At 69.4% G+C, this 12,746-nt stretch carries 9 protein-coding genes; all 9 read right to left on the bottom strand.

Annotated elements, in window-relative coordinates; all coding sequences use genetic code 11:
• Positions 1–2: 2 nt before the first annotated feature.
• Complete coding sequence (gene dxs / locus FXO19_RS05955) at positions 3–1,913, bottom strand: 1-deoxy-D-xylulose-5-phosphate synthase (RefSeq protein ID WP_149194143.1); 1,911 nt, start codon at positions 1,911–1,913, stop codon at positions 3–5.
• A gap of 74 nt (positions 1,914–1,987) precedes the next feature.
• Positions 1,988–3,079 (bottom strand): hypothetical protein, encoded by a 1,092-nt coding sequence (locus FXO19_RS05950; RefSeq protein WP_149194142.1) that lies wholly within the window; start codon positions 3,077–3,079, stop codon positions 1,988–1,990.
• A 213-nt stretch (positions 3,080–3,292) separates the two neighbouring features.
• A complete protein-coding gene (locus FXO19_RS05945) occupies positions 3,293–3,970 on the bottom strand; it encodes an HNH endonuclease (RefSeq protein WP_149194141.1) in 678 nt (225 codons plus the stop codon).
• Positions 3,971–4,332: 362 nt separating this feature from the next.
• Positions 4,333–6,123 (bottom strand): acyl-CoA dehydrogenase C-terminal domain-containing protein, encoded by a 1,791-nt coding sequence (locus FXO19_RS05940; RefSeq protein ID WP_149194140.1) that lies wholly within the window; start codon positions 6,121–6,123, stop codon positions 4,333–4,335.
• Complete coding sequence (locus FXO19_RS05935) at positions 6,123–6,599, bottom strand: LEA/WHy family protein (protein WP_149194139.1); 477 nt, start codon at positions 6,597–6,599, stop codon at positions 6,123–6,125. Before FXO19_RS05935 ends, FXO19_RS05940 begins: the two co-directional genes overlap by 1 nt.
• 66 nt (positions 6,600–6,665) lie before the next feature.
• Positions 6,666–8,204: an exopolyphosphatase gene (gene ppx, locus FXO19_RS05930; RefSeq protein WP_149194138.1), complete on the bottom strand. Its 1,539-nt coding sequence runs from the start codon at positions 8,202–8,204 to the stop codon at positions 6,666–6,668.
• Positions 8,201–10,312 (bottom strand): polyphosphate kinase 1, encoded by a 2,112-nt coding sequence (ppk1, locus tag FXO19_RS05925; RefSeq protein WP_149194137.1) that lies wholly within the window; start codon positions 10,310–10,312, stop codon positions 8,201–8,203. Before ppk1 ends, ppx begins: the two co-directional genes overlap by 4 nt.
• Positions 10,313–10,337: 25 nt before the next feature.
• The gene (phoR, locus tag FXO19_RS05920) at positions 10,338–11,690 is read right to left on the bottom strand and encodes a phosphate regulon sensor histidine kinase PhoR (RefSeq protein WP_149194136.1); all 1,353 of its coding nucleotides are present in this window, start codon (positions 11,688–11,690) and stop codon (positions 10,338–10,340) included.
• Between the two features lie 201 nt (positions 11,691–11,891).
• Positions 11,892–12,581: a phosphate regulon transcriptional regulator PhoB gene (phoB, locus tag FXO19_RS05915; protein WP_149194135.1), complete on the bottom strand. Its 690-nt coding sequence runs from the start codon at positions 12,579–12,581 to the stop codon at positions 11,892–11,894.
• Positions 12,582–12,746 lie beyond the last annotated feature (165 nt).

The following is a 12,746-nucleotide window of genomic DNA, read 5'->3' as shown; positions in this document are numbered from 1 at the left end:
GATCAGCCGGCGGCGATGACGGCGCGTGACGGCTGGACGGCGAGTTCGGGCCAGCGCGCCAGCACGGCGCGCTGGATACCGGCGGCGTCCAGGCCGGCTTCGGCCAGCAGGTCCTCGCGGCTGGCGTGGTGCTGGAAGGCATCCGGCAGGCCGAGCTGCTGGATCGGCAGCACGATGTTCTCGGCATGCAGCAGTTCGGCGATCGCGGAGCCGGCGCCGCCCATGACCACGTTGTCCTCGAGCGTGACGAAGCCGTCGTGGGTGGCGGCCAGTTGCAGGATCAGGGCGCGGTCGAGCGGCTTGACGAAGCGCATGTTGACCACCGTCAGGTCGAGCTTCTCGCCGACCTGTTCGGCCGCGGGCACGATCGCGCCGAAGGCGAGCAGGGCGATGCGCGACCCGCGCCGGCGCACCTCGGCTTCGCCGATCGGCAGCGTGTCGAGCGTCGGCTGCACCGCGATGCCCGGGCCTGCGCCGCGCGGGTAGCGCACCGCCGCCGGGCCGGCGTGGCGGAAGCCGGTGGAGAGCATGCGCCGGCATTCGTCCTCGTCGGCCGGCGCCATCACCACCATGTTCGGCACGCAGCGCAGGTACGACAGGTCGAGGTTGCCGGCGTGGGTGGCGCCGTCCGGCCCGACCACGCCGCCGCGGTCGATCGCGAACAGCACGTCGAGGTTCTGGATGGCGACGTCGTGCACCAGCTGGTCGTAGCCGCGCTGCAGGAAGGTGGAGTAGATCGCGACCACGGGTTTCGCGCCCTCGCAGGCCATGCCGGCGGCCAGGGTGACCGCGTGCTGCTCGGCGATGGCGACGTCGAAATAACGACCCGGGTATTCGCGGCTGAAGCGCACCAGGCCCGAGCCTTCGCGCATCGCCGGGGTGATGCCGAGCAGCGTGTCGTCGGCGGCGGCCATGTCGCACAGCCAGTCGCTGAAGACGTCGGTGTAGGTGGGCTTCTTCTTGCCGGGCTTGGCGATCACGCCCTGCACGGGGTCGAACGGCGACACCGCGTGATAGCCGATCTGGTCGCCCTCGGCCCGCTCATAGCCCTTGCCCTTGGTGGTGATGACGTGCAGCAGCTGCGGGCCCTTGAGCGTCTTGAGCGTCTTCAGCGCGGCGGCGACCGCGCGCACGTCGTGGCCGTCTATCGGGCCGGTGTAGTGGAACCCCATCTCCTCGAACAGCGTGGACGGCACGAACATGCCCTTCCAGTGCTCCTCCCAACGGCGCACGAACTTCGCGGTCGGGTTGTTCTTGTCGCCGAGCAGCTTCTTGCCGCCCTCGCGCAGCGCGTTCAGCGTCTTGCTGCCGGTCATCCTGCCGAGCATCCGGGTCATGCCGCCGACGTTCTCGCTGATCGACATGCGATTGTCGTTGAGCACCACCAGCAGGTCCGGCTCCGGATCCATGCCGCCGGCGTGGTTCAGCGCCTCGTAGGCCATGCCCGCGGTCATCGCGCCGTCGCCGATCACCGCGACCACCTTGCGGCCGTTGCCGGCGCGGGCGTTGGCGATCGCCATGCCCAGCGCGGCGGAGATCGAGGTCGACGAGTGGCCGACGCCGAAGGTGTCGTACTCGGATTCCTCGCGCTTGGGGAACGGCGCCACGCCGTCCTTCTGTTTGACGGTATGGATCCCGTCGCGGCGGCCGGTGAGGATCTTGTGCGGATAGCACTGGTGGCCGACATCCCAGACGATGCGGTCGTCGGGCGTGTCGTACAGGTAGTGCAGGGCGGTGGTCAGCTCGATCACGCCGAGGCCGGCGCCGAAATGGCCGCCGCTGCGGCCGACCGATTCGATCAGGTAGGCGCGCAGTTCGTCGGCGATCGCCGGCAGCTCGGCCTCGTCGAAGGCGCGTAGCTGGGCCGGGGAGTCGATGCGGGACAGGCGCGGGTAGCGCGTGGAGTCGATCATCCGGTCATTTTCGCCCCGGCCGCCGTGACGGGCAAGAAAAGCAGCGCGGCGGCGGCGGCGCGTGGCCGCGGCGTTCAGGGTTTGCGGCGCAGTCGGCCGAAGAAACCGCCGGTCTTGGCCGGCGTTTCCGGCTCCGGGGTCGGCTCCGGCACCCGTTCGGCGTAGCCGGTCGCCAGGTTGGCATTGATGAAATCTGCGACCTCGGCGACCGGCGTGCCGCTGGCTTCCGCGATCTCGGCCAATGTTGCCGGTCCTTTCATCATCGCCGTGGCGATGCGGAAATGGCGCGGATACTCGCGTTCGGTCTGCGGCCACTTGGTCAGGCGGTAGCGGTCGTCCGGGTCATGGCCCGGCAGCAGTGTGCCGTTCCCGGCCAGCAGCCCGCCGAGCCACTGCAGGCGCGAGAGCGGCTGCGGCGCGCCGGCAGCGGCGATGCCGGTCGCCCAGGCATTGTCGTCCATCGCTTCGAACGTCTCTTCGCGAACGGTTCCGCTGAAGTAGGGCGCCAGCGGCTTGAGCTGCGCCGGGCCATGGTATTCGCGAGTGCTGGCGTCGATCCACAGCACCGGGCCGCCGTCGCGCTGGTAGCGCCGGCGTCCCGACAATGCGCCGGGCCGCAGCCAGTCGGCGAACATCGGGTCGCGTGCGGGCGGTGGTTCGGCGGGCGGTGCCGCGATGGGCGTCGGTTCGGCCGTGTGTGCGGGCGGTGCTTCCGGTGCCGCCGCGATCCTGGTGTCCGCGGGCGTCGGCTCCGCCGGCGGTGCGGGTGCGGCGGCCGGCTCCGCCGTCGCCTGCGACGTGGCGGCGGACGCATCGGCTTGCGGTACGGCCGCGCTGGCTTTCGAGGCAAGGTCGACGCCGCCCTTGGCGGCGATCTCGCGCAGCACGTCGACCACCATCGGCGTGTCGAACGGGCGGCCGAGGCGGAAGTCGGCCTGCGTGCGCGGTGCCGCGGTCAGGCCGACGACCAGCTTGCCGGCGGCGTGCAGGCGCAGCCAGCCCATCGGGCCATACATGCTGTCCATGTCGATCACGACGTAGTCGGCCGCGGCTTCCGGAACCAGCGAAAAATGGTCCTGGAGCCGTTCGTTGGCTTCGACGAACGCGGCCCGCAACGCGGTCTCGGTGGCCTGGTCCATGCTGGTGAAGCCGACGGTCAAAACCATGCTGCGACGCTCGAAAAGTAATGCGAGGACGCGAGTTTAGCCTGAGACGGCCGCGTGCAGGCCCGCGCGGCCAACCGCGAAGGCCGCGGTGATGGTCGCTGGGAAGGTAAAGCGGCGTCGTGGATCGGGTCGTGGATCGGCCGTAAAAGTGCCGCCGTCGGGCGCAGACGTCGTCGCGGAGCTGCGGTGGGTCGGGATCGACCGTCGGCGCGGTCAGCCGGCGCGTCGCTTCTTCTTCGGCAACTGCGATGTCAGGAACGCCATCTGGTCGGCGAGGATGTTGCGGTTCGACAGGATCAGATGTTCGATCCAGCTCGGCCGGTAGGGCACCGCGAGCAGCGGCATCGATGCCTGCGCCGGGGTACGCCCGCCCTTGCGCGAGTTGCAGTGGAAACAGGCCGAGACCACGTTCTCCCACAGGTCACGACCGCCTTGCGACAGCGGCATCACGTGGTCGCGGGTGAGTTGCTGGCGATGAAAGTGGTTGCCGCAGTACAGGCACAGGAACTGGTCGCGGGCGAACAGGGCGGCATTGCTGAGCGCGGGCGTCGGATCCAGCGCCTTGGCGCGCGCATGCCCGCGCGCGGCGATGATCGGGTGCAACGGCATCACGCTGCGTTCGCCGCTGCTGCGGTTGATGCCGCCACGGACGTGCAGGCAGGGATCGCCGAGCGTCCAGGCCACGGCCTCGCGGGCGTACAGGCAGGCGGCGTCCTGCCAGCTCATCCAGTCGAGCACACGCCCGTGGGCGTCGAGCGAGAGCAGGCGCACCCGGTCGAGTCGCACCGGCGCGGCCTGGGAGGCAGAAGAAGCGGCAAAGGAGCGGGCGGAGGCCGGATCCGCAAGTGAACCGGCACGGAGCAGCTGAAGCTTCGCTCTGTCGTCCTTCATTGGGTCAACAGCTTATACAGAATTGTTGACGTTTTGTGTATCCGCGCCAGGTAGTTCTTTCCGCTGCGGTGAGATCAGGCCCGTCGCCACGGGGTGTCGCCAATGAATAGCCGGGGCTTCAAGCCAAGGGATGGAGCGGATGCTGGTCAAGCGTGATGGGCTCGGCTGTTCATTCCTATCGCCCGTGGCGACAGGCTCCCCCTACCGTAGGAGCGTGCCATGCGCGCGATACCGCGGGTGCTGGCAGGATCCGGTGGATGCCGCGCTTCCGGACCGGCAGGCGCGCCGGTTATCGGAATCCGCGGGCGCTGACATGCCCGCGGCATCGCGCGCATGGCGCGCTCCTACGACATGGGGCCGCGTCAGGCGTCGAAGCGGTCGGCGTCCAGCGCCATCAGCGTCGCTGCGCCGCTGTCGATCGCCGCCTTGTGCGCCAGGGTGCGTGGCAGGACGCGGGCGAAGTAGAAGCGTGCGGTCTCGAGTTTGGCGTCCTTGAACGCCTCGGACTGCGACGAAGCCTGTGCCGCGGCGACGCTGCGCGCCCACCAGTAGGCCAGTGCGACATAGCCGGAGTAGAACAGGTAGTCGACGCTGGCGGCGCCGATTTCCTCCGGGTCGGCCATCGCGCGCCGGCCGATCTCCCGCGTCAGGCGCTGCCACTCGTCCGCCTTCGCGCGCAGCGGGACGATGAACTCGGCGAGCGCGGCATCGCCCTCGTGGGCGCCGCAGAAGTTTTCGATCAGTTCCAGGAAGACCTTCAGCCCCGCGCCCTGCAGCTGCATCACCTTGCGGCCCACCAGGTCCAGCGCCTGGATGCCGGTGGTGCCCTCGTACAGGGTGGTGATGCGGGCGTCGCGCGCCAGCTGTTCCATGCCGTGTTCGGTGATGTAGCCGTGTCCGCCGAAGCACTGCAGCGCGTGGTAGGTGCACTCGACGCCCCATTCGGTCAGGCAGGCCTTGACGATCGGGGTCAGGAAGCCGAGCAGGGCGTCGGCCTGTTCGCGTTCGGCCGCGTCGGGCGCGTGGCCGATGATGTCGACCAGCGCGCCGGCGTGACAGCCGAGCAGGCGGCCGCCCTCGACCAGCGCCTTGCAGGTGAGCAGCATGCGCCGCACGTCGGGATGGACGATGATCGGATCGGCCGGCTGGTCCGGGAACTTCGGCCCCGACAGCGCCCGCATCTGCAGGCGCTCGCGTGCATAGCGCAGTGCGTTCTGCAGCGCGCGGTCGGACAACCCGAGCCCCTGCAGGCCGACCGCGAGCCGTGCGGTGTTCATCATGGTGAACATCGCCGCCAGCCCTTTGTGCGGCTCGCCGATCAGCCAGCCTTGCGCAGCGTCGAGGTTCAGCACGCAGGTCGCCGAGCCGTGGATGCCCATCTTGTGTTCGATCGCGCCGCAGTGCACGCCGTTGCGCTCGCCGACCTTGCCGTCGCGATCGACCCGGAACTTGGGCACGATGAACATCGAGATGCCCCGGCTGCCGGTCGGCGCATCCGGCAGCCGTGCCAGTACCAGGTGCACGATGTTGTCGGTCAGGTCGTGCTCGCCGGCGGTGATGAAGATCTTGGTGCCGCTGATCGCATGGCTGCCGTCATCGGCAGGCGTGGCGCGCGTGCGCAGCAGACCGAGGTCGGTGCCGCAGTGCGCCTCGGTCAGGCACATGGTGCCGGTCCAACGACCCTCGATCAGCGGCTTGAGGAAGACCTCCTGCTGCCACGGTTCGCCATGGTGCAGCAGCGCCTCGGTAGCGCCGTGCGAGAGCAACGGAAAGTTGCCCCACGCCAGGTTGGCGGCGTCGATCATCTCCTTCAGCGGCACGCCGACCGTGTGCGGCAGTCCCTGCCCGCCGAACGCCGGCGGCGCCGTCAGCCCGGGCCAGCCGCCTTCGACGTATTGCGCATAGGCCTCGCGGAAGCCGGGCGGCGTGGTCACCGCGCCGGTGGCCTTGTCGTAGCGGCAGCCGGTCTCGTCGCCGATGCGGTTGAGCGGCGCCAGCACGGTCTCGTTGAAGCGCGCGCCTTCCTCCAGCACGGCATCGACGATGTCGCGGCTGGCGTCGACGAAACCGAGCCGCGCGAACAGCGCCTCGGCCTCGAGCACGTCGTACAGGACGAAGCGGATGTCGGCGAGCGGGGCCTTGTAGGTGCTCATCAGCGCAAGACTCCAGGCAGCCCGGGCACGGGACTCAGCACACCGCTGCGCTCGATGCGGTAGTCGCGGGCGCGGCCGCGATCGGTGGGGACGGCGTTGAGCTCGCCTTCCAGCGCGTAGGGCAGGCTGCGGCCGCCGGCGAGGGTATCGGCCAGCAGGAGGCGTGCGGTGGCGGTCGGCGTCAGGGTCACGGTGACGATGTCGGCCGATTCCTGCGAGATCGACAGTTGCGGCGTGGCCTGCAGCGTGCCGGCCATCTCGCCGCCCGCGGTCAGCGCCAGGCGGATGCCGTCGAAGCGCATGGCGATGCTGCTGTAGTTCTGCACGCGCAGGTCGACCGACCAGCTGCCGTCCGCGGCGACGCTGAGCTGCTGGATGCTGGCCGTGGGCTCGGAGATGCGCCGGACCGGCCCGCTGCTGCAGGCGACCAGCAGCAGGCAGAACGCGCAGAGCAGGGGAGTGAACAGACGTGCCATGCCGGACGCTCCGAAGTGAATGCGCGCAGGATATACCAACCGTCGCATCGGGCGATGCGGCGCCGCTCAGACCGCGTCAATGCGTAGCTCGATGTCGAGCGCGGCGATGTCGGCGGGCTCGCCCTGCAGGTCGGTGCTGAGTAGCGGACGGGCCTCCAGCCAGCGTCGCTCCAGGCGCAGGACCAGCAGATCGCCGTCCGCCGTCGCCTCCAGTTTCGGGATCGCCTGCGATTCGTGGCCGCGGTTGAGCAGGACCGCCAACCGCAGCAGCACGCTCAGCCGCCGCGCCGCCGGCAGCAGGCGCTCGGGCAGCGCGTCGAACGCGGACTTCGGCACCTTGCGGCGATGGGTGCGCACCAGTGCGGCGAGGAACTGCTGCTCCTGGCGCGAGAAGCCCGAGATATCGGAGTGTTCCAGCACGTAGCCGCCATGCACGTGGTACTGGCTGTGGGCGATGGTCAGGCCGAGCTCGTGCAGGCGCGCGGCCCAGCCCAGCATCAGCAGATCGTCGGCGCCGAGTTGCCAGGTGCGCGCCACCTGGTCGAACAGGCGCACCGCGGTCTGCTCCACGCGCGCGGCCTGCGCCGCGTCCATGCCGTAGCGCAGCGTGAGCGCGGCGATCGAGGTCTCGCGCGGATCGTCTTCGCTGCCGCGGCCGAGCATGTCGTAGAGCACGCCCTCGCGCAGCGCGGCCTTGCTGACCGCCATGCGTTCCAGGCCGAGCGTGCGGAACGCCGCCTCCAGCACCAGCAGGCCGCCGGCGATCACCGGACGCCGTTCCGCCGACAATCCGGGCAGGTCGATGTTGTCGATGCGATCGGCGGTGAGCAGTCGGTCGCGCACCTGCGGCAACGCCTCCGCGGTCACCGCGCCCTTGGTCAATTTCATTGCCGCGCAGATCTGGCCGATCGCCTTGTTGGTGCCGGACGCGCCCAGCGCCTCCTGCCAGCCGAGGTCGCGATAGGCGGCGGCGAACTGCTGGAACTCGGCCGAGACCTCGGCCAGCGCCTCGCGCCAGCGCTTGCGCGACAGCTTGCCGTTGCCGAAGAAGCGCCGGGTGCTGCCGATGCAGCCCACCTGCAGGCTTTCGCGCTCGATCGCATCGAAGCCGGAGCCGATGATGCATTCGGTGGAGCCGCCGCCGATATCGATCACCAGCCGCCGATGGGTCGGTTTCGGCGGCTGCGCGTGGGCGACGCCGAGATAGATCAGGCGCGCTTCCTCGCGTCCGGAGATCACCTCGATGGCATGGCCGAGCGCGTCCTCGGCCGGCACCAGGAACGCCTGCGGCACGGCGAGCTGCCGCACCGCGTTGGTCGCCAGCGCGCGGACCCGCTGCGGCGGGAGGTCGCCGATGCGCTGGCCGAAGCGCGACAGGCATTCCAGCGCGCGCTGCCGCACCTCTGCGCGCAGCCCGCCCTTGCCGTCGAGGCCCTCGCCCAGCCGCACGGTTTCGCGCAGCCGGTCGACGACCCGCAGCTGGCCCAGCGTGTAGCGTGCAACGACCATGTGGAAGCTGTTCGAGCCGAGGTCGATGGCGGCGAGCGAGTCGCCGTCTTCGAGCGGGTCGGCCAGCGATCCGGCCAGCGCCAGGGTATCGGTCATCCGCAGAGTTTCGCCAGCAACCAGGACTGCGCCGAGTGGGGCATCGCCTCGTCGCCGGGCGCAAGCTTGCGGTATGCGCCGTCGGCCTGCAATTCCCAGGCGTTGGTGTTGTCGGCCAGGTAGTTGTTGAGCGCTTCCTCGCGCACGCGGCCGGCGAGTTCCGGATCCAGCACCGGGAAACAGGACTCGACCCGATGCAGCAGGTTGCGCTCCAGCCAGTCGGCGCTGGCGCAGAACAGCTCCTGGTCGCCGTCGTTGGCGAACCAGTAGATGCGGTGATGCTCGAGGAAACGGCCGACGATCGAGACCACGCGGATGTTGTCGGACACGCCCGCCACGCCGGGCCGCAGGGTGCAGGCGCCGCGGATGATGAGGTCGATCTCCACGCCGGCCTGCGAGGCGCCGTACAGGGCGCGGATGACATGCGGCTCGTTGAGGGCGTTCATCTTGGCGATGATGCGCGCCGGGCGTCCGGCGCGCGCGTGCGCGGCCTCGCGTGCGATCCGCGCCAGCACCCCGGCGTGCAGCGTGAACGGCGACTGCAGCAGGTGGTGCAGCCGGATCAGCGGCGCCAGGCCGGAGAGCTGCTGGAAGATCTGGTGCACGTCCTCGCCGATCTCGGAATTGCTGGTGAGCAGGCCCAGGTCGGTATAGGCGCGCGCGGTTCCGGAGTGGTAGTTGCCGGTGCCCAGGTGCACGTAGCGACGCAGCTTGCGGCCTTCGCGGCGCACGATCAGCAGCATCTTGGCGTGGGTCTTGTAGCCAACCACGCCATAGACCACCTGCACGCCGGCCTCCTGCAGGCGGTCGGCCAGGCCGAGGTTGGCTTCCTCGTCGAAGCGCGCGCGCAGCTCGACCACGACGGTGACGTCCTTGCCGTTGCGCGCCGCCTGCACCAGGTGCTCGACGATCGCCGAGTCCTTGCCGGTGCGGTAGAGCGTCTGCTTGATCGCCAGCACGTTCGGATCCTCGGCCGCCTGCTTGATCAGCTCCAGCACCGGGGTGAACGCGTCGAACGGGTGATGCAGCAGCACGTCCTCCTCGGCCAGCAGCTCGAACATCGCGTCGCTTTCGCGCAGCTGGCGTGGCTGGAACGGCGGGAACTTCAAGTCCGGCCGCTGCACCATGTCGTAGACCTGGATCACCCGGTTGAGGTTGACCGCGCCGTCGATGCGATAGACCGCGTTCTCCGGCAGTTCGAAGTTCTCCAGCAGCGTGCGCACGATCGCCTTGGGACAGTCGGCGGCGATTTCCAGCCGCATCGCGCGCAGGTAGCCGCGCCCCACCAGCTCGTCGCGCAGCGCCAGCGCCAGGTTCTCGACTTCCTCCTCGTCGACGATCAGCTCCGAATTGCGGGTCACGCGGAACTGGTAGGCGCCCTTGACCTGCATGCCGGGGAACAGCTCGTCCACGAACTCCGACAGCACCGAGGACAGGAACACGAAGTCATGCTCGCCGCCGGAGGCCCGCTCCGGCAGCTGGATGATGCGCGGCAGCGAGCGCGGCGCGCGCACGATCGCAAGGTGCCCGCTGCGGCCGAACGCGTCCCGGCCCTTGAGCACGACGACGATGTTCAGCGATTTGTTGAGGATCTTCGGGAACGGGTGTGCCGGATCGAGCCCGAGCGGCGACAGCACCGGCATGATCTCGTCGCGGAAATAGGCGCGCAGCCAGCGCTTCTGCCGCGCATTCCATTTCTCGCGGCCGAGGATGCGCACGCCGGCGTCGTAGAGCGCCGGCCGCAGCGTCTCGTTCCAGCAGCGGTACTGTGAATCGACCAGCTCGGCGGCGCGCTCGTGGATGCGCTTGAGCACGGTGGCCGGCGCCAGCCCGTCCGGCGATCCGGGCATGCCGAAATCCTGCGCGTGGCGCACGGTGGCGGCGCGGATCTCGAAGAATTCGTCCAGGTTGGTGCAGGAGATGCACAGGTAGCGCAGCCGCTCCAGCAGCGGTACCGCCTGGTCCTGGGCCTGCGCCAGCACGCGGAAGTTGAAGTCGAGTTGCGACAGTTCGCGGTTGAAATAGAGCGCTGGATCGGACAGCGGATCGTCCGCGGCCGGATCGCCGGCGTGGGCGCCGCTCGATTCGGCGGACAGCGCGGCGGTCATCGTCCGTGCGGACTTCGGCCTGCGCCTAATCGATGAATTGTTTGTGCGTGCGCTCACGCCCGGCTCCGATGCTGTCGCCGTCGCGCGGGTGCGCGCGGTCGGCGGAGAAATGGCAGGTGAAGGTGCTGCCGCGTCCGACTTCGCTCTCGATCTCCAACCGCGCCTGGTGCAGCTGCAGCACGTGCTTGACGATCGCCAGTCCGAGTCCGGTGCCGCCGAGCTCGCGCGAGCGGCTGGTCGAGACGCGGTAGAAACGTTCGGTGATGCGCGGCAGGTGCGCAGCCGGGATGCCGTAGCCACTGTCGGTCACCGAGAGCGCCACGCCGCCGTCGGCGCGTGCGAAGCGAATGGCGATGCTGCCGCCAGCCGGGGTGTAGCGTACCGCGTTCGCGACCAGGTTGGAGAATGCGCTGTGCAGCTCCCGGGTCGAGCCCCAGAGGTCCAGCGCCGCTCGGTCGTCGATCGTGACGGTATGGCGGCCCTGGCTCAGCGCTTCGGCCTCGCGCTTGAGCGTGGCGAGCATCGATCCCATGCTCACGCTCTCGTCGCTGACCGTGTCCTGCGCCTCCAACCGCGACAATGTCAGCAGGTCTTCGACCAGCTGCGTCATGCGCTGCGACTGGCGCCGCATCTCCTCCAGGATCGGCGCCCATTCCGGCTGCTCGGTCGGATCGAGCATGTCGAGATAGCCGTGCACCACCGTCAGCGGCGTGCGCAGTTCGTGCGAGACGTTGGCGACGAAATCGCGCCGCACCTGTTCCAGGTGCATGATCTTGCTGACGTCGCGCGCGACCAGCAGCCAGAGCTCCTCGGAATAGGGGATCAGGCGCATGCTCAGGCGCAGCGACGGGTCGAGCGGCGAGGGCACGTCCAGCAGTGGTTCGGCGTGGCGGCCGCTGGCCAGCCAGTGCGCGATCGGCAGCGGTCGCAGGCGATCGCCGAGCGAGGCGCCGAGGTCGCCCGGATACTGCAGTCCGAGCAGGCCGGAAGACGCTTCGTTGAACCACTGCACGCGCTGGCTGTTGCGCTCCAGCACGATCACCGCATCGGGCAGCGCGGCGGCGGCGGCGCGATAGGCGCGCAGCATCTCCACCAGGCGCCGCTTGCGGCTGCGGGTGTCGTCCTGGCTGCGGTGCAGCAGGCGGTCGAGCTCGTTCCACACCCCGTTGCCGTCCGCGGGCGGGATGCGCTGGCGCGAGGTCAGCCGCAACAGCACCCGCCGCAGCCGCCAGTAATGCCAGGCGACCACGCCCAGCGCCGCCACCGTCAACACCAGCCACGCTTGCCCGATCAACAGCCCGAATGCGAGCGCCGCCAGCAGGATCAGGGCGAGCAGGCCGAGGGTCTTGGTCCAGGCGGAGCGGGCGCGGGGGGGCATGGGTGAGGGGCCGGGATTCGTGATTGGTGATTCGTGATTCGCAAGTGCTCGCCGGCTGTGATCGCCCAGCGCAGGCCCATTCTTACTGTTCCTGCCGACCGTCGCGTTAACGGCAACACGACCTTCGTGTTGCCCCGGACGGCCGCGAGAAGTTTCCGCTTTTTCGAATCACGAATCACCAATCACGAATCCCGGCCCTTCTCACATCGCCGCCGAAAAACGGTAGCCCGCTCCCCGCACCGTCTGCACCATCCCGTCCAGCCGCACCGGCTCGAGCGTCTTGCGCAGGCGGCGGATGTGCACGTCGACGGTGCGCTCCTCGACGTAGACGCTGCCGCCCCAGACGTGGTCGAGCAGCTGCGAGCGCGAGTAGACGCGTTCGGGATGGGTCATGAAGAAATGCAGCAGGCGGTATTCGGTCGGGCCGATGCTGACCGGCTCCTCGCCGGCGAAGACCCGGTGCGCGGCGCCGTCGATGCGCAGCCCACCGACGTGGATGCTGCCGTCCTCGTCGTCCTCGCGTGAGCGGCGCATGACCGCGCGGATGCGTGCCAGCAGTTCGCGCGCCGAGAACGGCTTGACCACGTAGTCGTCGACCCCCGCTTCCAGGCCGCCGACGCGGTCATTCTCCTCGCCGCGCGCGGTGAGCATGATGATCGGCACCTCGCGGGTGAGTTCCTCGCGGCGCCAGCGCCGGGCCAGCTCGAGCCCGCTGGTGCCGGGCAGCATCCAGTCCAGCAGGATCAGGTCGGGCACGCGGTCGGCGATCGCCGACTGCGCCTCGCGCGCATCCGCGGCGTGGGCCGGTTCGAAGTCGCCCTTGCGCAACGCGAACGCGACCATCTCGCGGATGGCGGGTTCGTCGTCGACGATCAGGATCCGTTTCTGCATGTTGCTCGCCTGTGGCCGTTGATGGCATTAGACGACAGATTTGTGACTTATATATGACATCCGGCGTGAAATCGCGGCGCCGCGCTGCACCGCGTCCGGCAGCGCCATCCGCGGCGACGCGCAAACCGCGTCGCCACGGGCGGTGCCAAGGGAAAGTCGATCTTG

This window comes from Luteimonas suaedae (assembly GCF_008312895.1).
Taxonomy (GTDB): domain Bacteria; phylum Pseudomonadota; class Gammaproteobacteria; order Xanthomonadales; family Xanthomonadaceae; genus Luteimonas; species Luteimonas suaedae.
This window is presented reverse-complemented; position numbering and strand designations above follow the sequence as displayed.

Excerpts from the sequence above, each read along its gene's own strand:
- FXO19_RS05940 (WP_149194140.1), bottom strand. The coding sequence starts at position 6,123 with ATGAGCACCTACAAGGCCCCGCTCGCCGACATCCGCTTCGTCCTGTAC.
- phoR (WP_149194136.1), bottom strand. The coding sequence starts at position 11,690 with ATGCCCCCCCGCGCCCGCTCCGCCTGGACCAAGACCCTCGGCCTGCTC.
- FXO19_RS05945 (WP_149194141.1), bottom strand. The coding sequence starts at position 3,970 with ATGAAGGACGACAGAGCGAAGCTTCAGCTGCTCCGTGCCGGTTCACTT.
- ppk1 (WP_149194137.1), bottom strand. The coding sequence starts at position 10,312 with ATGACCGCCGCGCTGTCCGCCGAATCGAGCGGCGCCCACGCCGGCGAT.
- phoB (WP_149194135.1), bottom strand. The coding sequence starts at position 12,581 with ATGCAGAAACGGATCCTGATCGTCGACGACGAACCCGCCATCCGCGAG.
- FXO19_RS05950 (WP_149194142.1), bottom strand. The coding sequence starts at position 3,079 with ATGGTTTTGACCGTCGGCTTCACCAGCATGGACCAGGCCACCGAGACC.
- ppx (WP_149194138.1), bottom strand. The coding sequence starts at position 8,204 with ATGACCGATACCCTGGCGCTGGCCGGATCGCTGGCCGACCCGCTCGAA.
- FXO19_RS05935 (WP_149194139.1), bottom strand. The coding sequence starts at position 6,599 with ATGGCACGTCTGTTCACTCCCCTGCTCTGCGCGTTCTGCCTGCTGCTG.
- dxs (WP_149194143.1), bottom strand. The coding sequence starts at position 1,913 with ATGATCGACTCCACGCGCTACCCGCGCCTGTCCCGCATCGACTCCCCG.